Origin of the sequence: Prevotella sp. FD3004, from assembly GCF_000746155.1 — a bacterium.
Lineage (GTDB): Bacteria > Bacteroidota > Bacteroidia > Bacteroidales > Bacteroidaceae > Prevotella.
Genome location: NZ_JQKR01000012.1, coordinates 28487 through 54074, shown reverse-complemented (window position 1 = coordinate 54074; position 25588 = coordinate 28487). Strand labels below are relative to the sequence as shown.

General features: G+C 45.4%; 27 protein-coding genes and 1 tRNA gene. 1 reads left to right on the top strand and 27 read right to left on the bottom strand.

The features are described from left to right. Window positions 1-24: 24 nt before the first annotated feature. Together T325_RS03720 and T325_RS03715 are read right to left on the bottom strand one after the other, a co-directional pair. Complete coding sequence (locus tag T325_RS03720) at window positions 25-1119, bottom strand: endonuclease/exonuclease/phosphatase family protein (protein WP_036910533.1); 1095 nt, start codon at window positions 1117-1119, stop codon at window positions 25-27. After that, window positions 1116-2060 (bottom strand): rhomboid family intramembrane serine protease, encoded by a 945-nt coding sequence (locus tag T325_RS03715; RefSeq protein ID WP_036910850.1) that lies wholly within the window; start codon window positions 2058-2060, stop codon window positions 1116-1118. The genes T325_RS03720 and T325_RS03715 overlap by 4 nt, the downstream gene beginning before the upstream one ends. 254 nt (window positions 2061-2314) lie before the next feature. Here T325_RS03715 and T325_RS03710 point away from each other — a divergent pair, with 254 nt between their 5' ends. Then, the gene (locus T325_RS03710; RefSeq protein WP_036910531.1) at window positions 2315-2584 is read left to right on the top strand and encodes an HU family DNA-binding protein; all 270 of its coding nucleotides are present in this window, start codon (window positions 2315-2317) and stop codon (window positions 2582-2584) included. A gap of 74 nt (window positions 2585-2658) precedes the next feature. On the opposite strand, the gene T325_RS03705 is transcribed toward T325_RS03710, so the two are convergent. From T325_RS03705 to T325_RS03590, 25 genes are all read right to left on the bottom strand, one after another. After that, window positions 2659-3462 carry a gluconate 5-dehydrogenase gene (locus T325_RS03705; RefSeq protein ID WP_036910529.1) on the bottom strand — a complete coding sequence of 268 codons (804 nt, stop codon included), beginning with the start codon at window positions 3460-3462 and terminating at the stop codon, window positions 2659-2661. Window positions 3463-3483: 21 nt separating this feature from the next. Beyond that, window positions 3484-4326, bottom strand: coding sequence for a 5-dehydro-4-deoxy-D-glucuronate isomerase (gene kduI, locus T325_RS03700; RefSeq protein ID WP_036910527.1), 843 nt, complete (start codon window positions 4324-4326; stop codon window positions 3484-3486). 24 nt (window positions 4327-4350) lie between these two features. Beyond that, window positions 4351-4421 (bottom strand) — tRNA-Gln (locus T325_RS03695). 58 nt (window positions 4422-4479) lie between these two features. Further along, a complete protein-coding gene (tyrS, locus tag T325_RS03690) occupies window positions 4480-5775 on the bottom strand; it encodes a tyrosine--tRNA ligase (RefSeq protein WP_036910525.1) in 1296 nt (431 codons plus the stop codon). A gap of 34 nt (window positions 5776-5809) precedes the next feature. Beyond that, window positions 5810-6040 (bottom strand): membrane protein insertion efficiency factor YidD, encoded by a 231-nt coding sequence (gene yidD / locus T325_RS12535; protein ID WP_103915191.1) that lies wholly within the window; start codon window positions 6038-6040, stop codon window positions 5810-5812. Beyond that, the gene (gene rnpA, locus T325_RS03685; protein ID WP_051949686.1) at window positions 6037-6426 is read right to left on the bottom strand and encodes a ribonuclease P protein component; all 390 of its coding nucleotides are present in this window, start codon (window positions 6424-6426) and stop codon (window positions 6037-6039) included. The genes yidD and rnpA overlap by 4 nt, the downstream gene beginning before the upstream one ends. Window positions 6427-6431: 5 nt before the next feature. After that, window positions 6432-7181 (bottom strand): uroporphyrinogen-III synthase, encoded by a 750-nt coding sequence (locus T325_RS03680; protein ID WP_036910523.1) that lies wholly within the window; start codon window positions 7179-7181, stop codon window positions 6432-6434. Between the two features lie 7 nt (window positions 7182-7188). Continuing rightward, on the bottom strand, window positions 7189-8208 hold the full coding sequence (locus tag T325_RS03675) for a DUF4271 domain-containing protein (RefSeq protein ID WP_036910521.1): 1020 nt from the start codon (window positions 8206-8208) through the stop codon (window positions 7189-7191). A gap of 3 nt (window positions 8209-8211) precedes the next feature. Further along, window positions 8212-9468: a methionine adenosyltransferase gene (gene metK, locus T325_RS03670; protein ID WP_036910519.1), complete on the bottom strand. Its 1257-nt coding sequence runs from the start codon at window positions 9466-9468 to the stop codon at window positions 8212-8214. 95 nt (window positions 9469-9563) lie between these two features. Further along, entirely contained in the window at window positions 9564-10466 is a 903-nt protein-coding gene (locus T325_RS03665; RefSeq protein ID WP_036910517.1) for a site-specific tyrosine recombinase, read from the bottom strand. After that, complete coding sequence (locus T325_RS03660; RefSeq protein WP_036910515.1) at window positions 10466-11698, bottom strand: FtsX-like permease family protein; 1233 nt, start codon at window positions 11696-11698, stop codon at window positions 10466-10468. The genes T325_RS03665 and T325_RS03660 overlap by 1 nt, the downstream gene beginning before the upstream one ends. A gap of 11 nt (window positions 11699-11709) precedes the next feature. Next, window positions 11710-12045: a 30S ribosome-binding factor RbfA gene (gene rbfA, locus T325_RS03655; protein WP_036910513.1), complete on the bottom strand. Its 336-nt coding sequence runs from the start codon at window positions 12043-12045 to the stop codon at window positions 11710-11712. Window positions 12046-12049: 4 nt separating this feature from the next. Further along, on the bottom strand, window positions 12050-12676 hold the full coding sequence (locus T325_RS03650; protein ID WP_036910511.1) for an O-methyltransferase: 627 nt from the start codon (window positions 12674-12676) through the stop codon (window positions 12050-12052). Further along, window positions 12673-13101, bottom strand: a complete 429-nt coding sequence (aroQ, locus tag T325_RS03645; RefSeq protein WP_036910509.1) for a type II 3-dehydroquinate dehydratase — start codon at window positions 13099-13101, stop codon at window positions 12673-12675. The genes T325_RS03650 and aroQ overlap by 4 nt, the downstream gene beginning before the upstream one ends. Window positions 13102-13487: 386 nt before the next feature. Further along, the gene (murI, locus tag T325_RS03640; RefSeq protein ID WP_036910507.1) at window positions 13488-14330 is read right to left on the bottom strand and encodes a glutamate racemase; all 843 of its coding nucleotides are present in this window, start codon (window positions 14328-14330) and stop codon (window positions 13488-13490) included. Then, window positions 14317-14829 carry an OmpH/Skp family outer membrane protein gene (locus T325_RS03635; RefSeq protein ID WP_036910505.1) on the bottom strand — a complete coding sequence of 171 codons (513 nt, stop codon included), beginning with the start codon at window positions 14827-14829 and terminating at the stop codon, window positions 14317-14319. Before T325_RS03635 ends, murI begins: the two co-directional genes overlap by 14 nt. Before the next feature lies 1 nt (window position 14830). Then, on the bottom strand, window positions 14831-15334 hold the full coding sequence (locus tag T325_RS03630; protein WP_036910503.1) for an OmpH/Skp family outer membrane protein: 504 nt from the start codon (window positions 15332-15334) through the stop codon (window positions 14831-14833). A 40-nt stretch (window positions 15335-15374) separates the two neighbouring features. After that, window positions 15375-15884, bottom strand: a complete 510-nt coding sequence (locus tag T325_RS03625) for an OmpH/Skp family outer membrane protein (RefSeq protein WP_036910501.1) — start codon at window positions 15882-15884, stop codon at window positions 15375-15377. A 27-nt stretch (window positions 15885-15911) separates the two neighbouring features. Further along, window positions 15912-18581, bottom strand: a complete 2670-nt coding sequence (locus T325_RS03620) for a BamA/OMP85 family outer membrane protein (protein WP_036910499.1) — start codon at window positions 18579-18581, stop codon at window positions 15912-15914. A 57-nt stretch (window positions 18582-18638) separates the two neighbouring features. After that, on the bottom strand, window positions 18639-19385 hold the full coding sequence (locus T325_RS03615) for an isoprenyl transferase (RefSeq protein ID WP_036910497.1): 747 nt from the start codon (window positions 19383-19385) through the stop codon (window positions 18639-18641). Between the two features lie 5 nt (window positions 19386-19390). Further along, window positions 19391-20062 carry a type IX secretion system protein PorG gene (locus T325_RS03610; protein ID WP_036910495.1) on the bottom strand — a complete coding sequence of 224 codons (672 nt, stop codon included), beginning with the start codon at window positions 20060-20062 and terminating at the stop codon, window positions 19391-19393. 1 nt (window position 20063) lies between these two features. Next, on the bottom strand, window positions 20064-21200 hold the full coding sequence (locus tag T325_RS03605; RefSeq protein WP_036910494.1) for a DUF6242 domain-containing protein: 1137 nt from the start codon (window positions 21198-21200) through the stop codon (window positions 20064-20066). A 481-nt stretch (window positions 21201-21681) separates the two neighbouring features. After that, window positions 21682-23295 carry a phosphoenolpyruvate carboxykinase (ATP) gene (pckA, locus tag T325_RS03600; RefSeq protein WP_036910493.1) on the bottom strand — a complete coding sequence of 538 codons (1614 nt, stop codon included), beginning with the start codon at window positions 23293-23295 and terminating at the stop codon, window positions 21682-21684. 215 nt (window positions 23296-23510) lie between these two features. Continuing rightward, the gene (locus tag T325_RS03595; RefSeq protein WP_036910492.1) at window positions 23511-24386 is read right to left on the bottom strand and encodes a carbohydrate kinase family protein; all 876 of its coding nucleotides are present in this window, start codon (window positions 24384-24386) and stop codon (window positions 23511-23513) included. 45 nt (window positions 24387-24431) lie between these two features. Then, window positions 24432-25583, bottom strand: coding sequence for an MFS transporter (locus T325_RS03590; protein WP_036910491.1), 1152 nt, complete (start codon window positions 25581-25583; stop codon window positions 24432-24434). Between the last annotated feature and the right edge of the window lie 5 nt (window positions 25584-25588).

Below are 25588 nucleotides of genomic sequence, written 5' to 3'. Positions count from 1 at the left end.
AAATCGGCGATTTTCGCTGATTTTTTATTGTTTAGGAGCCAATTTTAGGTTGCAAATGATGGGATAATGGTCGCTTGCGTCCATTTTGTTGTCAACTGTGCAGTTGTAGGGCTTAAAATGGTCAGAGCACAGAATATGGTCGATGCGCACAAAGAAACCTTTCTGATTATATGACAAACCGATGCCGCAGCCTGTTTCTTTATAACAGTCGGTAAGCCCTTGTGCAATAGTGCGACGGGAGTAGCTGATGGGGTTGTCGTTGAAGTCGCCACACACGATGATGGGGTACTCACGATGTGCCTCAATATAGGTATGTACGGCGTCGGCTTCAGGTGCTCGTTTGGCGGCATACCGACCTAGTTTCTTGAGTAGGAAGAAGGCTTCGGTTTTTACCGTGTCTTTTTCCATCTTGCCTCTGATCATGCGTTTGTAGTTGGCTCGGTCTTCATTTGAAAGATGAGTGCCTTCTAGGTGGTTGTTAATCACGATGACGGTATCGTCCTGTACTTTCAGGTAATAGGCTACAGAACCGTTGCCTACTGACTTGTACATGATGCGTTCCTTCTTCAGTATGGGGTATTTTGTGTGAATGCCCACGCCATTCATACTGGTGGAAGTTTTATGGAAGATGGTGGTGTCGTTATAGGCATAGATTTTCTTATACCAGTTGAATACAAATCGTCGCCAGGTGTCAACGTCTTCCTGTATACATACAATATCTGCATTCTGTTCTTCCAGGTAATGGTACACCGTCTCAAAACCATATTCATACTTGTAGTTGCCACCATACTGACACACGTTGTAGGATATCAGTTTGATGGTGCCATCGGGCATTTCTTGTGACTTGTGGATTGGCATATAAGTAGTAAGTGGCACATAGACAACGGCATAGCCCACAATGGGAATCCATATCTTACGCCACTTGAATGTGAGCCAGAAGAAGAGAAACACAAGATTGGCTATTAGGAATACGGGGAAGGTCATGCCCATCACCGAGAGGAGGGGATACTCCCGAGGGTCGAGATGGTCTGAATAGCCAGCCAACACCATCAACAGTACTGTTGCCACATTAGCACCGGCCATCAGGTTGATGGTAAACGACTTGAGTTGTTTAATCATCGCTCGTTGCTTGCGTCGAAGAGTTTTTTCTTCTCTTCCTTGGTCAAACTATCGTAGCCGCTTTTGCGAATCTTGTCGAGAATGGCGTCTATCTCTTCTTGATTCTGTTTCTTGCGGGCGTTAAACTCACGATCGGCCTCTTTTGAACCTCCTCGCTGAGCGTGCATATTAGGGTTGCTTTGATGAGAACGTCCCTGACTGTAACGACGCTGATCGAAGTTACGCTTCAGATTCTCGAAGAATTGCTGGCCGCGATTGCGGTCGAAACCTGAGCTGGGATGACGATTCCAGTAGCGGATCATGAGGAAACCGAAAAGCATACCTCCCAAGTGGGCTGTATGAGCAACACCATCGCCAGAAGAGCCGAGGGCCGAGAAGAACTCGATGGCTACATAGAACAGCACAAACCATTTGGCTTTAATGGGGAAAGGGAAGGGTATGATGAATAATCGCTCGTTGGGGAACGTCATACCGAAAGCCAAAATGACTGCATAAACGGCACCTGAGGCACCAATGGTGGTCCAGGCATTTAATTGCTGCCCCAACTGGTGGCCAATGGCGAAGATCTCGCCAAAGCTGACGCTGGGATCCTGAGCCGAAATGGTCATATAGAACGAGCCTAACTGTGCAAGTTCCTGTAAGAGCCCGGCACCGATTCCGCACGAAATGTAATAAAAAAGGAATTTTTTTGGTCCCCAAACATTCTCTATCACGCAGCCAAACATCCAAAGACCGAACATATTACTCAGTATATGCATGAAATTGGCATGCAGGAACAGGTAGGTGACCAACTGATACAGATGGAAATCATTGGCCAGGAAGAAGTGAAGGCCGCCGATATCGGCCAAGTCGATTCCTCGCAGTTGGAGTACAAATGTTGCAAAGAATGCAATCAGGTTGATGATAAGCAGATTCTTTGTAATAGGGGGTATGCGGAACATCATATCATTTACTATTTGACTATTTTCTATTTCGTATTTTCGCGTTTTGTGCCTTAAAGCACGATTTGGGCGCAAAATTACGAAAAATATCTCTTTTTTGTATCAAAAAAAGGGCGAATACAACTATTTTTCAATAAAAAAGTAATTTTTTCTGTTTTTTTGTTGTTTCTTTAAATACTTTCTATTATATTTGCCCTGAAATTCGACTATACATTAGTTATTACTATTAATAATTCATTAAAATTATCTTAATTATGAACAAAACAGAATTGGTAGAGAAGATTGCAGCAGGTGCTGGTCTCTCAAAGGTAGACTCAAAGAAGGCTCTCGACGCCACAGTAGCAGCTATTAAGGACGCTCTCGTAAAAGGTGACAAGGTACAGCTCGTTGGTTTTGGTACTTTCAGCGTAAACAAGCGCCCTGCTCGTGAGGGTATCAACCCCGCTACAAAGCAGAAGATTAAGATTGCTGCTAAGAAGGTTGCTAAGTTCAAGGCTGGTGCTGAGCTCACCGCTGCTCTGTAATCTTTGAATTGTAATAAAAATTTAAGGGGTTCCAATTTGGAGCCCCTTTATTTTATATATATGTACCTGCAGAATTACTTAGGCTGCTTGCCGATATAGGCCAGAATACCACCATCAACATAAAGCACATGGCCGTTCACTGCGTCGGAAGCGTGAGATGCGAGGAATACTGCGGGACCACCCAACTCACTGGGATCAAGCCAGCGGCCTGCAGGAGTCTTGGCGCAGATGAACGAATCGAATGGATGACGGCTTCCATCTGGCTGACGCTCGCGCAGAGGTGCTGTCTGAGGAGTTGCGATGTAGCCAGGACCAATGCCATTACACTGGATGTTGTATTCACCATACTCAGAACAGATGTTACGGGTCAGCATCTTCAGTCCACCCTTGGCAGCTGCATAGGCTGATACGGTCTCACGGCCTAGCTCAGACATCATGGAGCATATATTGATAATCTTACCCTCACGACGCTCCATCATCTCAGGAATAACGGCTGAAGAAACGATATAAGGAGCAACGAGATCGACGTCGATGACCTGCTGGAACTCGGCACGCTTCATTTCGTGCATAGGGATACGTTTGATGATGCCTGCGTTGTTGACAAGGATGTCGATCTGGCCTACTTCTGCGTGAATCTTCTCTACGAGTGCTTTGACGGCATTCTCGTCGGTAACGTCGCACACATAACCCTTTACATTGTCAATACCAGCCTCCTTGTAGTTGTCAAGACCACGCTGCAAGGCAGCTTCATTGATGTCGTTGAAGATAATGTTCTTGATACCAGCAGCAACAAATGCCTTGGCAATGTTGAAACCAATACCGTAAGATGCGCCAGTGATCCAAGCGTTCTTACCTTCGAGTGAAAATAAATTTGCCATAATTTGTTTTGTTTTAGAAGTTTATTTTAAATCAGTAATCTTCGAAAAGTCTTGATCGCCATAGTCGAGATTCTCACCGCCCATTCCCCATATGAAAGTGTAGTTGTGAGTGGCTGCTGCGCTATGAATGCTCCATTCAGGCGAGATTACCGCCTGTTCGTTGTGAAGCCAGATGTGGCGCGTTTCTTGTGGCTCCCCCATGAAGTGACAAACAGCCTGATCCTCGGGCAACTCAAAATAGAAATAGGCTTCCATGCGGCGACTGTGGACATGGGCTGGCATGGTATTCCAAACGCTGCCTGGGGCCAATTCGGTCATGCCCATCTGTAGTTGACAGGTAGGCAGTACCTGATTCACAATCATTTTGTTGATATTGCGCTCGTTCGACATCTTAAGATCTCCCATGTGGGCCACAACAGCATCCTGCTTGGTGATTTTCCTGCATGGGTAGGCGGTATGGGCTGTGGTAGAGTTGAAATAGAACTTGGCAGGCTTCTCGGGATCATTACTGCAGAAAACTACATCTCTGTCGCCGCTGCCAATGTATAGTGCTTCCTTGAAGTTGAGTGAGAAAGTGTTATCACCAACCTTCACTGTGCCAGATCCGCCGACATTATAAATGCCAATTTCGCGTCGGGTGGTGAAGAACTCGGCTTTTAAAGGGTCGATGGCCTCGAGTTTCAAAACTTCTCCCACAGGCATGGCACCTCCAACAATCATACGGTCATACATCGAATATATCATATTTACCTCGTTTATGGCAAATATGGTATCTATCAGAAAATCACGACGAAGTCGGGCTGTGTCATAGTGCCTGGCATCCTCTGGATGGGCAGCGTATCTTATTTCGTAGTTAGTTTCCATAAGCTTTAGTTGTTTGTTCTAGAGTTGGACGACTCGGATTCGAACCGGGAATGACAGAACCAAAACCTGTAGTGTTACCATTACACCATCGTCCAATTGCGGTTGCAAAGGTAGTGAAAATTTGGCATATAGCCAAATTTTCACATATCTTTCTTACTTTACTATCAGCAGATAGTAGTTCTTCTTGCCTTTCTGGGCCAGAAGATATTTACCGTCAATTAGGTCATCAGCAGTGATGGCCTGGTTCTGATCGGTGATTTTTTCCTTATTCAGAGAAACACCGCCACCTTGTACCATCTTGCGCATCTCGCCCTTAGAAGGGAACACGGGAGCTGCGGTAGTAAGCAGTTCGATAGCGGGCTGACCGAGCTGATCCTTGCAGATTTCAAACTGAGGAACGCCATCAAATACGTCGAGGAAGGTCTGTTCGTCGAGTTTCTCCAGACTTTCCTTGGTAGATTTACCAAAAAGGATATTAGAGGCTTCGATAGCTGTGTTAAGTGCTTCCTGAGAGTGTACCATAACAGTTACCTCCTCTGCCAGACGTTTCTGAAGAATACGACGGCCGGGATCTTGCTTATGCTCCTCGATCAAAGCATCAATGACATCCTTCTCAAGTGAAGTGAAGATCTTGATATAACGCTCTGCGTCGTCGTCGCTGACGTTGAGCCAGAACTGGTAGAACTTATACGGAGTGGTGCGGGCTGGGTCGAGCCAGATGTTACCACTCTCTGTCTTACCAAATTTTTTACCATCACTCTTGGTGATGAGAGGACAGGTGAGGGCAAATGTCTCAACCTCATTGCCCAATGTTCGACGGATAAGCTCGGTACCTGTGGTCATGTTACCCCATTGGTCGTTGCCACCAAGCTGCAACTTCACACCATAATGTTGATAGAGATACAGGAAATCGTAGCCTTGAAGCAACTGATAGGTGAACTCCGTGAAAGAGAGCCCATCGCGGGCTGTACCATTTAGGCGCTGCTGAACACTTTCCTTTGCCATCATATAGTTGACGGTGATGTGTTTACCAACCTCACGGGCAAAATCGAGGAAGGTGAAATTCTTCATCCAGTCGTAATTGTTGACCATAATGGCGGCATTGGGTTCCTTCGACTCGAAATCAAGGAACTTGGCTACCTGTTTCTTAATGCATTCCTGATTGTGGCGCAGGGTCTCGTCGTTAAGCAGATTACGCTCCTGACTCTTACCAGAGGGGTCGCCAATCATACCTGTAGCACCACCCACAAGAATAATGGGGCGATGGCCACAGCGCTGCAGATGGCGAAGCATCATGATGCCACAAAGATGTCCGATATGGAGTGAGTCGGCTGTGGGATCAGTACCCAGGTATGCGGTAACCATCTCCTTTTGGAGCAGTTCCTCAGTTCCTGGCATAATCTGTGCCAGCATGCCACGCCATTTCAGTTCTTCTACAAAATTCTTCATATGTCTTATTTTTAACTTTTACTCTTTTTCTCTTCTAGGGCACAGGATCATATCCACTACCTCCCCAAGGGTTACACCTTAATATACGCCAGATAGCTAATCCCAATCCTTTAATGGGACCATGTTTCATGATGGCTTCTCGGGCATATTCACTGCATGTCGGCTGAAAGCGGCACGAAGGCCCTAAGAGAGGAGAAATGCACAATTGGTAAAAACGGATAGGTAGTACCAAAAGGCAAGATATGATATGAGACAGCCATTTCATGATTTTGTCGCGATGCGTTGTAGAATACTGACTACGCGCTTTTCTACCTCGTTGGTAGGACAATGTCTGTCGGAAAGCCATATAAATGCAATCAGCAGTTGTTGATTTTCGGGCACATAGTTGCAGAGCAATCCTTTGTGGTGGCGGTAGGCCTCACGCACTTGGCGCTTAATGCGGTTTCTGTCGACAGCGTGTTTGAATCGTTTCTTAGGTACGCTGATCAGTATTTGTACAGGGGCGCAACCTTGACGTCGTTCTGTCTGGAGGTATACAGCTCTCAACGGAAAGGCTGCCAGCGATTGGCTATCACCTTTGCCGAAGAGCGTTTCTATCAGCAAACTGCTGACGATGCGCTCCTGTTTCTTGAAAGTAGGAGCCACCATCATTATTATTAATCTTGTGTCTCGAGCAGATAGTGCTGAAGAGCACCTGTCATTGAAGGATATTTCTCAGAGGGTGCTTCAATATCGAGGCGAAGTCCAGCTTCCTTAGCGGCTTTTGCTGTGGTGGGGCCAAATGTTGCAATGGCAATTTCTCCCTGTTTGAAATTGGGGAAGTTCTTGCAGAGTGACTCGATACCTGCAGGGCTGAAGAAAATCAGCATGTCATAATCGAACGACTTAACCTCCTCGGGCGTGAAGTCGTTGCTGACGGTTTTATACATAATGCACTCCTTGTGCTGCAACTTCTTTGAGTCGAGCAGCAGAGAGAGTTTGTCGTTATGCACGTCGCTCATGGGAACGAGATACTTCTCTGTCTTGTGCTTAACCATTGTGGGTACAAGGTCTTCTACTCGGCCTGTCTCTCCGAAGAAAACCTTGCGCTTGCGATACTGTACATACTTCTGGATATAGAGTGCAATAGTCTCTGTGACACAGAAATACTTCATGTCCTCAGGGATTGTTACTCTCAATTCCTTAGCCATATTGAAGAAGTGGTCGATGGCGTGACGTGAAGTGAATACAACAGCTGTGTAATCAAGGATGCTTACTTTCTGTGCACGGAAATCTTTGGAACTAATTGGCTCCACCTTAATGAACGGGCGGAAAATCAGTTCTACTCCGAACTTGTTCGCAATATCAAAATATGGCGACTTCTCACTAGTAGGTTTGGGCTGTGAAACCAAAATCTTCTTAATCATCTGTGTCCTAATAATTTACTTTCAAAATACTCGTGATGTCCAAGAGCCCGCCCCAAAGCAAGGCTAAAGGTATCATTTCGAGGGCACAAAAGTACAAAATAATCTGCAGAAACCACCCTTTTTGCTTAAAAAAGATGATGTAAGACTTGTAAAATGTTAGAATTTTGGCTAAAGAGAGTATGAAAATGCAGTAATTGATAGCATTTTGCATGGAAAGTTGGAAGTATGTTAGGAGTAATACCAAGGGGAACATAAAGAGGCCCTCTAAGGCTACTACGAACAACTGAGTACCTAGGAAATGTAAATTTTTCTTCTGATTAAAGAAGATATTGTTGACTATAGTATACAATATGACCTTTATCAAGAAATAGCAGACTATGACAATGGCATAGATTACTAAAAGCCCGTATTCTGATGATAGGATAAAGGTGTCAGATATAGTACGGGTGGCATAGAAAAAGAAAAGAAGTCCATAAAACAAGCTGGTAATCAGCAGGAATACCAACTGGAATTTAATTTCCGTACCCGTTTCTGTGAAACTCTGTTCTACTTTTGGAGTATAGAAAAAGTTCTTTGCCTGATGTATCATGAAACTAGAGATGCGTGACATTCCAAACATAATTAGCAGGAAGCTGCACAATAAAATGCCGGTGATGATACTATCGTTATGGAGTGCATAAGGTATTGGATCGCCGGCAACGCCAATACGACCACCACTCAACTCCGGATGATAAAGGGAGTCTGATGAAAAAAAATTCTCTCGATAATATTGGGGTAGACTGACTTCCTTTAAATCCCGAGCTACATCGTGCCCTGGTAAGTGGAGCGTGTCAGGTTGCTCACTATAATGAATCTCTGAAGGCTCGAACCACGATTGGATGGCTGAGTCTTGCTGGGCAGGTGTGGCATCTTTTGGCAATGACCGCAGCACCTGATATGGTGTCTGCGGTCTTGTCGAATGACTTGCCACCGTATCATCAACGATGGTTGATGGTAATGCGGTATGTATGCTATCCTGTGGCAGCATAGATTATAGTCCGAACTCTTTGCGAATATCTTCTATACGATCAAGTTTTTCCCAGGTGAAGAGTTCCACATCAATCTCCTTGGTTTCGTGGTAGTGACTGGTGAAGGTTTTCTTCTTTACTTCTGGTTGGCGCCCCATGTGCCCGTATGCTGCAGTCTCGCTATACATAGGCTGGCGTAATTTCAGATTACGCTCAATGGCCTTTGGACGCAGATCGAACAGCTTCTCAATCTTTTTGGCTATCTCGCCATCGCTCATCTCAACATTACTACGGCCATAGGTGTTCACGTAGATATTCATAGGCTTGGCTACACCGATGGCATAACTTACCTGAACCAGCATCTCGTCAGCGACGCCAGCTGCAACCATGTTCTTGGCAATATGCCGGGCTGCATAGGCTGCAGAACGATCTACCTTTGATGAGTCCTTGCCAGAGAAAGCACCACCACCATGGGCGCCCTTTCCTCCGTAAGTGTCGACAATAATTTTACGACCTGTAAGACCTGTATCTCCGTGAGGCCCTCCAATTACGAACTTACCAGTAGGGTTCACGTAATACTTGATGTCAAGACCAAATAGGTCAAGTACTTTCTGAGAGTGAATCTGCTGTTTGACACGAGGAATCAAAATGTTGATGACGTCGTCCTTGATCTTCGCAAGCATCTTCTCGTCCTCGTCAAACTCATCGTGCTGGGTAGATACCACGATAGTGTCAATGCGCTCAGGAATACCAGCGTCGCTGTACTGTATCGTTACTTGGCTCTTGGCATCGGGTCTGAGGTATGTCATCTCCTTACCCTCTTTTCGGATGTCGGCCAGTGTGCGCATAATCAGATGGGCCAAGTCGAGTGAAACAGGCATATAGCTCTCTGTTTCGTTTGTTGCATAGCCAAACATCATTCCCTGGTCGCCAGCACCCTGCTCGTCTTCATTGCCATTGTCGACACCGCGATTGATGTCGGCACTCTGTTCGTGGATGGCACTTAGGATACCGCAAGAGTCGCCATCAAACTGATACTCTGCTTTGGTATAACCTATACGTTTGATGGTATTGCGGGCAATAGTCTGCAGGTCAATATAAACATCACTACGTACCTCGCCCATAATAACTACTTGGCCTGTGGTGACAAACGACTCAATGGCGCAACGTGCCTTCGGATCGTATGCCAGGAACTGGTCTAATATCGCGTCGGAAATCTGATCCGCCACTTTGTCGGGGTGACCCTCAGAAACTGATTCTGATGAAAATAGGTAACTCATTCTCTCTAACTTTTTAATTATTTACAATCTGGGTGCAAAGTTACACCTTTTTTGCGGATTAGATGCAAAAAACACGTTAAAGCTACGTTAATTCTTTACTTTTGCTTGTTCCTTGGATGGTGTTCCAATATTTCGCGTCGAAGTGTCGAGGTGTCCAAATGTGTGTAGATTTCCGTTGTTCCGATGCTTTCGTGCCCCAATAGAACCTGTATTACACGCAGGTCAGCGCCGCCTTCGAGTAGGGCTGTAGCAAATGAGTGGCGTAGGGTGTGGGGCGAAATGGTCTTTTGTATACAGGCGACCTCTGCCAATCGCTTGATTATGATGAGTATCATCGTGCGTGTGAGGTGCTTGCCATACCGATTAAGGAATACATAATCCTCTTCTCCAGGCTTGATTGTCATGTGGTTACGGTCGTTGAACCAAAGCTCCAGCTCATGAATGGCTTTCTGCGAGATGGGTATCAACCGTTCTTTCGATCCCTTGCCCAGAACCCTCACGAATTCTTCTTCAAGATAGAGATTCGACAATTTCAGGTTCACTAGCTCACTCACACGCAGACCGCAAGAGAAAAGTACTTCTATGATGGCGCAATTTCTATGTCCCTCCCATTTTGAGAGGTCAATGCAGGCTTCTAGCTTATCTACCTCTGCTGTTGTGAGTACTTCGGGCAAGTGCTCACTTAGCTGGGGCGACTCCAGCAACTCTGTTGGATCATCGTCGCGATAGCCATCTAATTGTAGAAAATGGAAAAATGATCGTATTCCACTAAGAATACGACATTGTGAACGGGAATGAATGCCAATGTCGTGAAGTCCTGCAGCAAAGTATTGAAGATCCTTGAGTGTTACTTCAAGTACGCTTTTCTTTTCCATCTCCAGATAGTCGAGTAGTTTTCTGAGATCGCGCTGGTATGCGTCAAGCGTATTGCTCGACATGTTGCGCTGCAGCTTCAGGTAGCGCACATAACCTTTTACAATGTCTTTATCATTACCCATTAGGCGTTGAGCAGGCGTTTGGCAAAGTAGTTCACAGGGTACCAGACAGAAAGAAATCCAACAAGTAATACGGTGAAGAAAACCAGAATGATGTCTTCGGGATGCACACTGACAGGATAAGCATTGATAATAAACGATCCACTTGACGAGCCGAGAGCTACGATGCCGAATCGTTGTTGTGCCCAACAAAGAAACAGACCAAGGCTGATGCCGAGAATAGCACCGATAGCAGATATCAAACGTCCTTCGAATAGGAAAATACGGATAATCTGCTTGTCAGAGGCTCCCAGATTGCGGAGCGTTACCACGTCGTCTTTCTTATCAATAATTAGCATTGAGAGTGAACCAATAATATTGAAGCATGCCACCATTAGGATGAATGTCAGGAATATATAGGCAATAAGCTTCTCAATCTTCATGATCTTAAACGTGTCGTCTTGCTGCTCAAAACGGTCTTTTACTACATATTTGTCACCACAGATCTTTTTAATTTCTGTCTTTACTCCATCAAAATTGCTACCAGGTTTCAATCTCAGTTCCAAGGAAGAGAGCATTCCCTGTTGTCCGAAAATGCGACGGGCAAAGCCGATGCTGGTCAGAATATAGTTCTTATCGTATTTCGACTGCTTCACATTGAAGAGCACACCTGGTGAGTATAGTTCGTCTTCCTCGAATGCATCCTCGGGGTTCGAAATGTCGAATTGCCCCTCTCTTCGAGGAGCATAGATGTGGAGAGGTTCGTCGTAGGTGTAGCCTGTGCCCAATATTTCTGCTAGTCGGATGCCAAGAATGCCATAATCCATGTTAGCTGCATGCAGTCCGAATTCGCCGTCGCCCAATAGAATATCGCTAATATGTGTCAATTGTTCAAAGTTGTCTTCCACGCCTTTGACCACAACCATCGCTTGGCGTCCCTTATAAATTGCCAATGCCATATCCTCCACACTCTCTGTGGCGACATCTATCTGTGGTAGTTGTTTTATCTGTGTCAGAATCGGATCATCAGCAGCGACTGTTTTCCCTTCTGCAGGTACCACTTTTAGTTGTGGGTCGAAGTCGGTGAAGAACGATGCAACCAGATCATGAAAGCCGTTGAAAACAGAGAGGGTAACAACAAGTGCCATAGTGGCTACAGCGACACCTATAACAGAGATGCCGCTGATTACGTTGATGGCGTGTGTTGATTTCTTTGAAAAGAGATATCTGCGCGCTATAAAAAAAGGGAAATTCACCTTGTATTATTTTATTTTTTCAAGAGCTCGTCAATGCGCTCAATATAGTCCAAACTGTCGTCGATGAAAAATCTTAGTTCAGGAATGATTCTCAGCTGATTTCTTACGCGATTGCCCAATTCAAATCTGATGCTTTTGGTATTAGCGTTGATATTGTTGAGCATTTCCTCCCCCCTCTCGCTGGGGAACACACTCAGATAGGCTGTACAGATACTGAGGTCGGGAGATATCTTGGTACGTGTTACGGAAATCATCACACCGTGAGTGGCGCGAGTCTGCTGCTGGAATATCAGCGAGAGCTCTTTCTGAAGTAGTCTCGCAATTTTGTTCTGTCTTGTCTCTTGCATAATTCTATTTTTTTCTTATTAGTGTTAGCCCGTCGCGCAGAGGAAGTATTACTTGTTCAACTCTTTTGTCTTGGGCAATATAGTTGTTAAATGTCTCAATACCTTTCGTTTGGTGGTCATTGTCATAAGTGCGGTCTACTACATGTCCATCCCAGAGTGTGTTGTCGGCGATGATAAATCCTCCTGGTTTTAAAATATCCATTACCATTTCGTAACATTCGCGGTATGTGCGCTTGTCACCATCCATAAAGGCTAAATCAAATTCTATGCCAAGTTTTGGTGCTTCTATCAGTGCGTCACCTATTATGAACTCAATTTTGCTGGATACTTCACAACCCTCTATCCACGGACGGGTGAAGTCCTCCATCTCATCGTTAATTTCGAACGTATAGAGTTTTCCACTCTCTGGTAGACCTTCTGCCATCGATATGGCACTATATCCGCTGAATGTGCCAATTTCCAAAATGTTTTTTGGACGAATCATTTGTACCAGCATCTTCAGTAATCGTCCTTGCAGATGTCCGCTTGCCATCCTCCCATGAATAGTGTGGATGTTTGTGGCTCGCCACAGCCGATATAAGTATTCAGGCTCAGGCTCTGTGTGCTGAAGGATGTATTCGTCAAGTGTCATTTAGAAACTTTCAGTGCTTCGATAGCCAAGCGGTATGAATCGAGACCGAATCCACAGATTACACCTTTGCATGCACTCGATATCAACGACTTGTGGCGAAATTCTTCACGCTGGTGCACGTTTGAGATGTGTATCTCAACAACGGGACATTTCAGACTGCGGATACAATCATGAAGAGCCACGCTGGTATGGGTATAAGCTCCTGCATTCAGCGCGATACCATCGTAGCCACCGAAGAAGCCAGTCTCCTGCATTTTGTTGATAAGTTCGCCCTCAATATTACTCTGATAGTAGTCTATCTGTACATCAGGAAACTGTTTGCGTAATTCAGGCAGATAGCTGTCGAATGACTCTGAACCATAGATGCCAGGTTCGCGTTGCCCTAGTAAGTTGAGGTTCGGCCCATTGATAATCTGAATCTTCATTTTCACCTTATTATATAATACGGGTGCAAAGTTAGTGTAAATCAAGCGAAATACAAAGAAAAATGCCATTTTTCTTTTGTTTCAGAGGTGCAGCCTAACTTCGGGACCTTTGTTTCAAAGGTATGAAAAAGTGAGAAGAAAATCGGAATTTATATATTTCTATTGAAAGAATATTTGTTAGTAAAATTATGTGTGATGATTACAATAGTGCAGATGACGGTAGCACAGAAAGAAATTATCGTTTTCACACCTTAATGGACGGTACAAACGCAGTTCGCTGGATATTATGTGACCGAGACGAAGGGCTTTTACCGTGGAGTAGATCCGTGAAGAATTCTTTTGTCAACTGTCGATATGTAAATATTGGGGGAGACGAAATTAATGCATCAGCAAAAGGTCCCTAAGGTGATGTTGTCAACCTTAATAGATTCGTGGAGGAATATCTGGGCTGATTCCTTGAATCTCTCAGGATTCTCAGTTGTAAGGTAGTGGGTCTTCCCGTTTTTTGAGCAGCGCTGTTCTATCTGGGGATGACGTTCAAGGTATTGTTTCAAGCTCTTGGCCACGTATTCGCCTTGAGAAACAATGTGTACGCCTTCAGGGAGATATTTTAGAATTTTCGGCATGAGCAATGGGTAGTGGGTGCAGCCGAGGATGAGGGCATCGATTTGCGGGTCGAGCAGCATAATCTGGTCAATGCGCTTCTTGACGAAATAGTCAGCGCCAGGGGAATTAGCCTCGTTGTATTCTACGAGGGGGACCCAGAAAGGACAGGCTACACCACTTACCTGAATATCAGGATGGAGCTTATTTATCTCAAGATTGTAGCTCTCACTTTTAATGGTCCCCTCGGTGGCAAGCACACCTATATGGCGACTCTTAGTGAGATTACCAATGACTTCGGCCGTAGGTCGAATAATACCAAGTACACGACGTTTGGAATCCCACTTTGGAAGATCGTTCTGCTGAATGGTGCGGAGGGCTTTGGCTGAAGCAGTATTGCAACCTAAGATAACGAGATGACACCCCATCTCGAAAAGTTTTAATACTGCTTGACGGGTAAATTCGTAGACCACGTCGAACGAACGTGATCCATAGGGGGCACGGGCGTTGTCGCCCAAATAAAGATAATCATATTGGGGAAGCAGTTGGCGGATGCCATGAAGAATGGTTAGGCCGCCGTAGCCGCTGTCGAAGACACCGATTGGACCTGGACTACTTGAGAGCATTCTGTACCAGTTGGTTGATATCTTCACCCATTGCAGGGTTGATAAAAGGAAGTGCCTTGATGTCGGTGTCGAGGATAAAGGCGTAACCTTGCTCGCGACCGATTTTCCCAAGTGTTTCGATGAGTTTGATTCGCAATGGAGCCATTGCATTCTGCTCTGCTTGAGCTAACTCTTGACGCCCGTTCTCCTTGAAAGCGATGTTCTTAGCCATCAGTTCCTGTAATTCGGTTTGACGTTTTTGAAGAATGGTCTTTGGAAAATCGCGCTGACCTTCAAGAAAATCTTCGTATTTCTGGTTGAACTCGTCTTCTACTCGTTTGGCTTCTGCCTGATATTGGGCCTGAAGGTCTTTCATCTTCTGCTGTATGATGGCATAGTCTGGCATCGACTCCAGGGCTGCCTTATAGCTGAGAAAACCAAACCTGAAAGTGTTGTTTTCCTGAGCGAATGTACTCAGGAAAACAAACACGAATATCAAGATGCTTGCGAATCGCTTCATATTACTTCAATCCAAGCTTAGCCTTTACCTGTGCAGTAACATCAGTAGAGAGGGTTGAGCTGATGTAGGGCAGTGAGTTATCTTCCATGATGTAGACATAACCATTTGTTTGACCTACAGACTTGATTGCATCAAGTACCTTAGCCTGAATAGCCTGCATCTTTTCTTGAGAAGCCTTCTGGAGAGCTTGCTGGTTATCCTGGAAACTCTGCTGAATCTTCTGATACATATCCTGAAGTTCCTGCTGACGACGCTGCTTGATGTTATCAGGCAGTGTGGCTTGCTCCTTGTCGAAGGCCTCACCCTTTTTCTGCAGTTCATCCTGCATGCTCTTCAGGTCTGCCTCATATTGACTCTGGAGGGCTTTGATTTCTGACTCTGCTTTTGAGTACTCAGGCATAGCTTGGATGATTTCCTGAGTATTCACGTGACCGAACTTACTCTGTGCGTTGGCGGTTGTGAAACCGCAAATAGCGCAAATAGCGCAAATAATTAATTTCTTCATTTTCTTTTTCTATTGTTTTTAATTAATATGCTTGTAAAGGTTAGTAACCAAGTTTTCGAAGAACGTCTGAAGAGATGTCAATCTTGGGAGAACCGAAGATGATGCCAGAATTGCTGGCACGATCGAGTACCAACTGATAGCCACGCTGGTCAGCGATGTCCTTGACGGCATTGTAGACCTCATCCTGAATAGGCGACATCAAAGCTGTGCGCTTCTTGAAGAGTTCGCCCTCAGGCCCAAAATACTGTTTCTTTAAATCTGCAGCCTGCTTCTCTTTCTCAACGATAGCATCCTGCTTAGCTTTCTTCTGTTCTTTAGAAAGGAAGACAACCTCGTTCTGATAGTTCTTATAGAGAGTTTGGGCTTCGGTATTCAGGGCATCGACTTCTGCCTGCCACTGTTTGGAAACCTGATTTAACTGTTCGTTAGCACGTTCGTAGGCGGGGATGTTTTTGAGGATATACTCCATATCCACCACGGCAAACTTCTGTGCTGAGGATGACATGCAACCGCAAAAGGCACAGATTAAGCAGATTATCAATTTCTTCATAAGCTTCTTTCTTTTTATTGTTACACTTTAAAATTCCTGTCCGAGAATGAAGTGGAAGTTGCTGCCGCCGCGTGATTGTGCTCCTGACTGGTTGGTATAGACCTTGTCGAAACCATAAGCCCAGTCGATACCCATCAGACCAACCATCGGGAGGTAGATGCGCACACCGATACCTGCAGATCGTTTCATCTTGAAGGGGTTGAAGTTTTTGGCATTGGCCCATGCATTACCGCCTTCGAGGAAGCCTAGTCCGTAAATGGTAGTGTTGCCCAACATGAACGGATAACGCAGTTCAAGTGTGAAGCGGTCGTAGGCGTAAGAGTTGTATGACGAGATGGATCGTCCATTCATCATCTCCTCATAGGCCGAAGAGTAAGACAGTGAACCGTTTTCATAACCACGTAGACCGATGGTTTCCTCTGAGTAGCCGTATGAATATCCGCTCATACCATCACCTCCTACGTAGAAGGTCTCGAATGGCGAACGCTTGTCCTTGTTGTAACTGCCTAGCAGTCCCATTTCTACACGGGTCATCAGCACAAAGCATTTCTGTCCACCTGTAAGAGCAGTAAAGGTACGACTCTTGAACTTCCACTTGTGATACTCAATCCAGCGGTAAACATCCTGCAACTCGTCTTCGTAAGTTGCCGAGCTTGAGTTCTTGGCCAGATTGGCATAGTCCTTCTTGTCGAACAACGACCAAGGTGGCGTAACTGTCACCGACGCCATGAATTCAGAGCCATGACGTGGGAAGAGCTGGTTGTCGGTAGAGGTACGCGACAAAGTGAGGCCTAAGTTGATGTTGTTACAATTACCATTGTGGATATAGAAATAGCTCCAGTCGCGCAACATATAGCGTGTGTAGCCAAGTTGTGCAGAGAACTGGAAGAAATCGTCAGGCCAACGTAGGCGCTTGCCCCATCCGAGAGATGCACCGAATACTGTCATGGTCTTGTCGTCGTCGAGCATCGAATCGTAGTTCATATAGTAGGGGTTATAACCAGTATATCCGTAATTGTACATAGCATAGTTGTTGTAGAATGCATTGTTACGGTAGTAGCTGGAAATATCGCTTTGTTTGGAATAGAATGCTCCGATGCTCAAACTGTTCGGACGTTTACCGCCAAACCAGTTGGTACCATAGTTGGCACTCAATGAGCTATAATAGCTACCATTGGTCTGGAAACTGAATCCAAGCTGCTCTCCATCGCCATAAGGCAGGATGCCACGATGGAGTTTGTTCTTGCCGAAGAGGTTGCGGATAGAGAAGTTGTTAAACTTGATACCAACCTTACCGATAATACCCGTCTGTCCCCAACCAAGCGAAAACTCCAACTGGTCATTACTTTTCTGCTCAAGTGCCCAGTTAACATCTACGGTACCATCTTCATAGTTGGGCTTGATATCGGGAGCTACCTTCTCCGGATCGAAGAATCCCATGGAGGCGATATCACGGGCAGAACGTTGCAGGGCTTCCTTGTTGAATAAATCGCCAGGCTTTGTGCGGAGTTCACGACGTACAACCTCCTCATAAAGTCGATCATTACCATAGATACGTACATGGTTCAAGTGAGCCTGTGGACCTTCTATGACGCGCATCTCGACATCGATAGAGTCACCATCGATATTCACTTCTACTGGCTCGATGTTCGAGAATACGTAACCATTGTTGTAATAGTAGTTACCAGCAGCATCGTCGTCTTCTTTTAATCGTTTATTCATCTGCTTCTGGTTGTATACATCGCCTCGTTTCATGCCGAGCACGGCATTCAAGTAGTCTGTGGAAACAACGGTGTTACCTACCCATGTAATATTGCGAACATAGTACTTGTCTCCCTCGTCCACTTTTACATATACGTTGACATGTTTGTCGTCGAAGCCGTAGACGGAATCCTCAATGATGGAAGCATCACGGAAACCAAGTTCATTATACTTCTCAATCAATGCCTGTTTTGCTTCCTTGTAACGCTCGTCGGTGAATTTCTTCGATTTGAAGATGTTATTGAACTTGTTGGCTTCGTGAATTTTACCGAAAGCACCTTTGCCGAAGAGTGAACCCTTGATTCTTCCATCGGTAAGTTTGTCATTACCGTCGAATATAATCTGGTGTACACGCATTTTGTCTTTCTTGTCGATATTAACATCGAGGACAACCTGATTAGTTCCTTCTTGCTCGCGCTGGAGAATCTCAATCTCTGCATTCTTATAGCCTTTATCATCGAAATATTTCTTGGCAAGAATCTTGGCACGGTCAACGATATTACGAGTAAGACTCATACCTTTCACCATACCTAATTTTGCTTCCATGTCTTCGCGCTCAGCCTTCTTGATGCCATTATAGTTAATAGCACTGATACGAGGACGCATGCCTAAGTGTATGCAGAGGTAAATCTTAGAGCCAACGATAGAGTCTGCTGTGATACTGACTTTCGAGAATAGACCGTTGCGCCAATAGCGTTTGACGGCTTCAGTAATCTGACTGCCAGGCACTTCGATTTCCTGTCCGATAGTCAGACCGGAAAGGCCTGTAAGTACATAGTCTTCGTAGCCATCAACACCTTCAACAGCTATACCGGCAATCTCGCAGGTACGTGGTGTACCTGCGTATGAGATGTCAGGGCTTATAATTTTATCCTGAGCAGTGATGTTTAAAGGTAAAAAGGTAAAAATGCAAAGAGCTAAGACGCCTTTTATCATTGCCCGTACCTTATTAATAATATTATATGTCACTTTATGATTATACTTTTATCTTATTTATTTTTTCTCTTCTTCAGCCTCTACCTGTGCTTCGGTTTTCCCAAAGCGGCGCTGGCGACTTTGATAACTATATATGGCCTTATGAAGGTCTTCCTCCATGAAGTCAGGCCAATATGTATCGCAGAAATACAATTCAGAATAGGCAATTTGCCAGAGTAGATAATTTGAAATACGTAATTCACCTCCAGTACGGATGAGTAACTCGGGATCTGGCATGAAGTTTGTCCAAAGACGATCGTTGATGGTGTCTTCGGTAATATCGCAGATATTCAATTTCCCATCTTTTACTTCCTGTGCAATCTTGCGGGTGACTGCGGTTAGCTCTAACTTTGAAGAGTAGCTCAAAGCTACCACCATTGTCATTGCTGTATTACCTGCGGTGTGTGTCTCTGTTTCGGCCAGTTTTTTATTGACAGCTTCCGGAATGCGTGAACGGTCGCCGACAACGCGGAAACGCACATTGTTTTTCATGAATATCTCATCCTCAAGCGATGTAAGCACCAGTCCCATTAGGGCTGCCACCTCATTGGCTGGGCGATTCCAATTCTCCGTGGAGAAGGTATATAGGGTGAGGAACTTCACGCCTAAGCGGGTACATTCAGAGGTGATGCGACGTACGGCATCGACACCGGCCTGATGGCCGAAACTACGATCCTTACCCCGTTCGGTGGCCCAGCGGCCATTGCCGTCCATAATGATGGCAATGTGCTGAGGAATGCGGTTCATGTCCAAAAGTTCTTTCATATATCTTAATCTCTATCGTTATTACACGTTTTACATTTTGCAAAGAAGTCGTAAGTCAATGCTACTTGAAGAGTACTATAGCAGTCGCTGTTCTTGAAGAATCCGCTGCTCTTGATACCATAGACATCGCTTCTGCCGTCCAACTTGTCACTCGGTGTAAAGTGCATTACCCATTCTGCTGTCAGGTTCAGCCGTTGTCCGAGTTTGTATTTGATACCTGCGCCGATAGGCAGGTTGGCTGTTATACCATTCTGATCTTCTCCATAGAGGGTAGCTCCTAGCCCTACTGTGATGAAAGGTGTTAGCCGGCGTGCTCCTCTATACTCCTCTCCTGTCCCATATGCCCAGAAGTTGTATTCAAAGCGCAAGTCTGTTTCCGAAATGCGATGATTGAACTCATAGTGTTCTGTAGGATACCATGTGTTGACATCGTCAGTCGAGCCTTTAACCTTTCCTGTCCCTATATTTATGGCCACTGCCATTCGAGGGTTTAAGCGATACTTTGCGAGAATTGTTCCGTAAGACTGCATTCCTTTAGCAAGGCTGCTATTAAAATCCCCTACGTAGGTAATCAATCCGAGACCTGCACCCAGTTCCATCCTGTATTCAGGTTCTTCTTGAGCATGTGTGGCTATTGAGAGTGCCACCATGAAGATACCTACTATAAATTTTCTCACTCTATTCTATCATTTGGCCTCGCCATACTTCACCGGTATCCTTACCAACAAGCCAGAGATAACCATTGTCATCAGTCGTGGCAATGAGGTTATAGGTCCCGATTTCATGGGGGAGGGTGTATGTGTATGTTGTTTTCCAGGTGAGACCCTGGTCGCGACTTACGTAGATTTTACCGTCGTTACCAATGGCGAGAGCCTTGCCATTGAAATATACAAGGTTTAGGTTTTCCATTTTGGGCAGATAATATACATTGTTGCTTTCTACAGGCAGAAATACCCATTTGGAAGGCTGACTACGGAAAGAAAACTCGTTAATCTTACGCCATATTACGCAAGCTTTGTCGTAAAAGTCGTTTGTGCCAACCAACAACTGGTAGTCTGTAGAGTCATTAGCAGCAAAAGGCCATGAAGTAAAGGCGAAATTGGTGAATGGCAACAGCGAGGTGTTGTTGTCGCTTTCTTCTTCTTTCCAACTTGTGCCATTGTCTTTGCTGACCATCAGCTTTCCATTGATGTTGTAGGCGTATGCTTCTGCTCTGCCTGCACCGATAAACTGCTTGAGGCCTACAGCGGCTATACGCTGTTCCCAGATTGCCTTTTTGGGGTCTATAGGCATATCAGTAAGAGATTTCTGCTCCCAAATTATCTTGCTGCTTTCAACCTGATGTACGTTAATTGTCAATTGATAAGAGCGGAAGTTGTTACCGTCCTGAGCATAGACACGAATCTCTTTTGCCTTGGTCATGTCGATAGAATCGGTGTTGCTGAAGTACATCAGAGAGTCTGTTCCTGAATTTGCAAGGTAGTTAATAACAATCGTGCCGCTATTGATGCTAGTAATGTTGGCTAGAACATGTTTTATATCACAATCAGATGGCAACGAGTCTGTATTGTATATCTTGTGCTGATACTGGTCGATAGTGAAAACAACGGGGTTTGTCAAGGTCTTCTTATATACAGAGTCAGTACCTAACGATGAAGTCGTATGTATATAACGGTTTACTACCGACAGAGAGAAGGCGCTGACGGCTGTATCACTATAATATTCCTTGTCGTTGTCGTCGTCAGAATTGAGACATGAAGTGCATATAAGCATCCCCAACGTTAGGAAACAGAGCATTTGGATATATCGTTTCATTGAATCTAATATCAATTTTGTTGCATTTTGGCTGCAAATTTACCAACAATTCCTCAAAAATAAGTCATTTTCACCTTATAATTAAAGAAAATATGCCATAATTTGACCGATTTTAAGTTAGTTTTGTTTTTCTGTCTTTTATTTTTTCATTTTTTCATTAAAAAAGAGTGTGGTATGATCCCTCACCCCACACTCTTTTTCAACGGAAATTGGCTTCACCCTCGCTTTTTTATCGAACGCTGGTGTGCATTAATGTTATAATGCTTAGCACGGAGGCAATAACAACCGCCGCCAACATGACCGTTGTTTGAAAATCTAATAACATAATCTTTACCTTAAAAATCTAACTACTAACCTAATGAATAAAGAAATAATCTCACGATTACATATGCAAAGGTAATGGTTTTTGTCGAAGCGTGCAATGAAATAAGGGTGATTTCAGAAGAAACCACCCTTTATTTGATGTAAGTCAAATTCTCTATTAGAGCTTAGGACCAGCAGCTACCAGAGCCTTACCAGCCTCGTTGCCCTCGTACTTCTTGAAGTTCTTGATGAAGCGTGCAGCCAGATCCTTAGCCTTCTCCTCCCACTCAGCAGCAGTAGCGTAAGTGTCGCGAGGATCAAGGATAGCAGGATTTACGTTAGGCAGCTCTGTTGGAACCTCGAAGTCGAAGAAAGGAACCTTCTTTGTAGGAGCCTTCAGGATGCTTCCGTCCAGGATAGCGTCGATGATACCACGTGTATCGGGGATAGAGATACGCTTACCGGTACCGTTCCAACCAGTGTTAACGAGGTATGCCTTAGCACCGCTCTTCTCCATCTTCTTAACCAGCTCCTCAGCATACTTTGTTGGGTGCAGCTCCAGGAATGCCTGGCCGAAGCAAGCAGAGAATGTTGGAGTTGGCTCTGTGATACCACGCTCTGTACCAGCCAGCTTAGCTGTGAAACCAGACAGGAAGTAGTACTTGGTCTGCTCTGGAGTCAGGATAGATACTGGAGGCAGTACACCGAATGCGTCAGCACTCAGGAAGATTACGTTCTTAGCATCAGGACCAGCGCTCTTGCCGTTTACCTTCTGAGCAATCTTCTCGATGTGGTCGATAGGATATGATACACGAGTATTCTCGGTTACGCTCTTATCAGCGAAGTCAATCTTGCCGTCAGCAGCTACAGTTACGTTCTCCAGAAGAGCGTTACGCTTGATAGCGCCGTAGATGTCAGGCTCGTTCTCCTTGCTCAGGTTGATAACCTTAGCATAGCAACCGCCCTCGAGGTTGAATACACCCTCGTCGTCCCATCCGTGCTCGTCGTCACCAATCAGCAGACGCTTTGGATCGGTTGACAGAGTGGTCTTACCTGTACCAGACAGACCGAAGAAGATTGCGGTGTTCTTACCCTCCATGTCGGTGTTAGCAGAGCAGTGCATTGAAGCGATACCCTGCAGAGGCAGATAGTAGTTCTGCATAGAGAACATACCCTTCTTCATCTCACCACCATACCATGTGTTGATGATGCACTGCTCGCGGCTTGTTGTGTTGAAGGCAACACAAGTCTCTGAGTTCAGACCCAGCTCCTTGTAGTTCTCAACCTTTGCCTTAGAAGCGTTATAGATGACGAAGTTAGGCTCGAACTTCTCCAGCTCCTCAGCAGTTGGCTGGATAAACATGTTCTTTACGAAGTGAGCCTGCCAAGCAACCTCAACGATGAAACGAACAGCCAGACGTGTAGCCTCGTTAGCACCGCAGAAAGCGTCGACTACATAAAGCTCCTTGTTGCAGAGCTCCTTGATAGCGATCTCCTTAACCTTGGCCCAAACCTCCTCGCTCATGGGGTGGTTGTCGTTCTTGTACTCCTCAGTTGTCCACCATACCTTGTCCTGGCTCTGTGCATCCTTAACGATGTACTTATCCTTAGGTGAACGGCCGGTGTAGATACCAGTCATTACGTTAACAGCGTTGAGCTCGGTGTTTACGCCCTTGTCGAAACCCTCGAGTCCAGCCTTGGTCTCTTCCTTGAAAAGCTCCTCATACGATGGATTGTGTGCAATTACGGTAGAACCTGTAATGCCATACTGAGTCAAATCTAACTTTGCCATATTACTAATCTTTATTTTAAGTTGTGAATATTATCCTTTTGTTATATATAACTTTTTTGAAAAGCGCTGCAAAGATACAAATTATTATTGAATTGACAAGTGGCATTTAGCAATATTTTGTGCGCACACGATTCTTTTTAGGTTAAAGAAGCTAAAAAAAAACGTCGGAGTAGCGCTTTTGCCACTCCGACATATCATTTTCTGATTTTGGATATTTACTTTTTTAGCTCATCTGGAATCACAGGCATGGCGCCGTTCTGGGTGCATACAAAGGCACTTACTCTGACGGCGATTTTATGGGCTTCCTGAACAGGCAGACCGTTGATGATCGAGGCGCAGAACGAACCTGTAAACGAGTCGCCGGCACCTACGGTATCGGCTACCTCCACCTTTGGTGTTTCCTGGAATGAGCACAGACCATCGTCGGTGAAAACATACGAGCCATTGGTGCCACAGGTCAGTACCAGCATTTTTAAGTGGTAGTCCTCTACAATCTGGTGGCAAGTGTCGCGCATGTCCAGACTGTCGTAGCCAAACATGCGGTTGACAACAACTAACTCTTCATCGTTGATTTTTAGGATGTTGCAGATGCAGAACGAGTCCTCGAGAATCTCTTTCGAGTAGAACTGCTGACGCAGGTTGATGTCGCAGATTTTTAAACAGTCTTCTGGCGTGGCGTCCAGGAATTTACGGATGTTCTCTCGGCTTATCACGTTGCGTTGTGCCAGTGATCCGAAACAAACGGCACGGGCATTCTTGGCTATCTCCTCCATCTCATTGGTAAAGGGGATATTGTCCCATGCTACGTTTTCCTTAATGTCATAGGTGGGTATGCCGTCGCCCGTTAGCGTCACTTGTACCGTACCGGTAGGATAGGGTACCTGGGGCATCAGGTAGTTTAGGTTGTGCTCTTTCAGCGCCTCAATGGTCTCCTCGGCCAGCGCGTCGTCGCCAAGTGCGCTGATGGCAATAGTGTCCAATCCGAACTGTGCTGTATGATAGGCGAAATTTGCTGGTGCACCACCCAGTTTCTTGCCTTCGGGCAGAACATCCCATAAAGCCTCGCCGAGGCCAACGATATATCTCTTCATAATACTTATGATTTTAAATTCTTACCTTTTTACTTTTTTACCTTTTTATTTTTTTACCTTTCCAACGTAGGTAAACAGATAAACCACGCCAATAGCCATGACTGCTACTGCTCCAGCCTGTCCGATGGCATCGCTGGCAAATCCCATCATCAGTGGGAAAATCGTACCTCCAAACAAGCCCATAATCATCAAACCCGACACCTCGTTCTGCTTCTGTGGCATGGCTGTGAGTGCCTGTGCAAAACAGATAGAGAAGATATTTGAGTTGCCGTAGCCCACCAGGGCGATAGCTGTATAGAGCGTCCATTTCTCAGTGCCAATAAACAGTCCGCACATTGACAGTGCCATCATGATCACACTGATCACAAAGAAGGTGCGGTTAGGCAATACACGCAGGAAGAAAGAGCCGGTCAGGCAACCGATGGTACGGAAGATAAAGTACAGGCTGGTAGCGAACGCAGCATCGTTCAGGGTCAGCCCCAATCGCTCCATCAGGATTTTTGGTGCTGTGGTGTTGGTACCTACGTCGATACCTACATGGCACATGATTCCGAAGAATGACAGCAGTACGATAGGGGTACCCAGTAGTTTCAGGCACTCGGTGAATGTCGAAGCCTTACCTTCGCTCTTCTCCTCTTCCTCAATTGGGGTTACTGCCAACAGCGCTGCTGCCAGGATACCTACGATGAAGTAGATGGCAAAGAGTACGCGCCAGTCATATCCGAATGAGGGTAGAACCTGTGTGGCACCCCACATGGCCAAATATGGTGCCAGGAACGAGGCGATGGCTTTGATGAACTGCCCAAAGGTGAGTGTCGATGCCAGGTTGCCACCTCTCATCACGGTTGATACCAGCGGGTTCAGCGATGTCTGCATCAGGGCGTTTCCAATACCCAGAAGCGAAAACGCACAGAGCATGATAGCGAAAGTCTCGCCAAATAGGGGTAGCAGTAGTGATATGATCGTTACTGCAAGGGATAGCAGTACGGTGTTTTTTCTGCCTATTTTGTTCATCAGCATTCCCGTGGGCACGCTGAAGATCAGAAACCAGAAAAAGACGAGTGATGGGAACACGTTGGCTACAGAGTCACTCAGTTGGAGGTCTTCTTTTACATAGTTCGATGCGATGCCAACCAGGTCAACAAAGCCCATGGCAAAGAAGCAGAACATCACAGGGATAAGCGCAAATTTCTTCATATGTC

What these genes read in the sequence shown, in the direction of transcription:
- T325_RS03620 (WP_036910499.1), bottom strand. Translation starts at nt 18,581, where the DNA reads ATGATAAAAGGCGTCTTAGCTCTTTGCATTTTTACCTTTTTACCTTTA.
- aroQ (WP_036910509.1), bottom strand. Translation starts at nt 13,101, where the DNA reads ATGAAGATTCAGATTATCAATGGGCCGAACCTCAACTTACTAGGGCAA.
- T325_RS03675 (WP_036910521.1), bottom strand. Translation starts at nt 8,208, where the DNA reads ATGCTGCCACAGGATAGCATACATACCGCATTACCATCAACCATCGTT.
- T325_RS03650 (WP_036910511.1), bottom strand. Translation starts at nt 12,676, where the DNA reads ATGACACTTGACGAATACATCCTTCAGCACACAGAGCCTGAGCCTGAA.
- T325_RS03665 (WP_036910517.1), bottom strand. Translation starts at nt 10,466, where the DNA reads ATGGGTAATGATAAAGACATTGTAAAAGGTTATGTGCGCTACCTGAAG.
- T325_RS03615 (WP_036910497.1), bottom strand. Translation starts at nt 19,385, where the DNA reads ATGAAAGAACTTTTGGACATGAACCGCATTCCTCAGCACATTGCCATC.
- T325_RS03710 (WP_036910531.1), top strand. Translation starts at nt 2,315, where the DNA reads ATGAACAAAACAGAATTGGTAGAGAAGATTGCAGCAGGTGCTGGTCTC.
- rbfA (WP_036910513.1), bottom strand. Translation starts at nt 12,045, where the DNA reads ATGCAAGAGACAAGACAGAACAAAATTGCGAGACTACTTCAGAAAGAG.
- murI (WP_036910507.1), bottom strand. Translation starts at nt 14,330, where the DNA reads ATGCTCTCAAGTAGTCCAGGTCCAATCGGTGTCTTCGACAGCGGCTAC.
- T325_RS03720 (WP_036910533.1), bottom strand. Translation starts at nt 1,119, where the DNA reads ATGATTAAACAACTCAAGTCGTTTACCATCAACCTGATGGCCGGTGCT.
- metK (WP_036910519.1), bottom strand. Translation starts at nt 9,468, where the DNA reads ATGAGTTACCTATTTTCATCAGAATCAGTTTCTGAGGGTCACCCCGAC.
- T325_RS03590 (WP_036910491.1), bottom strand. Translation starts at nt 25,583, where the DNA reads ATGAAGAAATTTGCGCTTATCCCTGTGATGTTCTGCTTCTTTGCCATG.
- tyrS (WP_036910525.1), bottom strand. Translation starts at nt 5,775, where the DNA reads ATGAAGAATTTTGTAGAAGAACTGAAATGGCGTGGCATGCTGGCACAG.
- T325_RS03595 (WP_036910492.1), bottom strand. Translation starts at nt 24,386, where the DNA reads ATGAAGAGATATATCGTTGGCCTCGGCGAGGCTTTATGGGATGTTCTG.
- T325_RS03635 (WP_036910505.1), bottom strand. Translation starts at nt 14,829, where the DNA reads ATGAAGCGATTCGCAAGCATCTTGATATTCGTGTTTGTTTTCCTGAGT.
- T325_RS03705 (WP_036910529.1), bottom strand. Translation starts at nt 3,462, where the DNA reads ATGGCAAATTTATTTTCACTCGAAGGTAAGAACGCTTGGATCACTGGC.
- yidD (WP_103915191.1), bottom strand. Translation starts at nt 6,040, where the DNA reads ATGAAATGGCTGTCTCATATCATATCTTGCCTTTTGGTACTACCTATC.
- T325_RS03715 (WP_036910850.1), bottom strand. Translation starts at nt 2,060, where the DNA reads ATGTTCCGCATACCCCCTATTACAAAGAATCTGCTTATCATCAACCTG.
- kduI (WP_036910527.1), bottom strand. Translation starts at nt 4,326, where the DNA reads ATGGAAACTAACTACGAAATAAGATACGCTGCCCATCCAGAGGATGCC.
- T325_RS03605 (WP_036910494.1), bottom strand. Translation starts at nt 21,200, where the DNA reads ATGAAACGATATATCCAAATGCTCTGTTTCCTAACGTTGGGGATGCTT.
- T325_RS03625 (WP_036910501.1), bottom strand. Translation starts at nt 15,884, where the DNA reads ATGAAGAAATTGATAATCTGCTTAATCTGTGCCTTTTGCGGTTGCATG.
- pckA (WP_036910493.1), bottom strand. Translation starts at nt 23,295, where the DNA reads ATGGCAAAGTTAGATTTGACTCAGTATGGCATTACAGGTTCTACCGTA.
- T325_RS03680 (WP_036910523.1), bottom strand. Translation starts at nt 7,181, where the DNA reads ATGATTAAGAAGATTTTGGTTTCACAGCCCAAACCTACTAGTGAGAAG.
- T325_RS03630 (WP_036910503.1), bottom strand. Translation starts at nt 15,334, where the DNA reads ATGAAGAAATTAATTATTTGCGCTATTTGCGCTATTTGCGGTTTCACA.
- rnpA (WP_051949686.1), bottom strand. Translation starts at nt 6,426, where the DNA reads ATGATGGTGGCTCCTACTTTCAAGAAACAGGAGCGCATCGTCAGCAGT.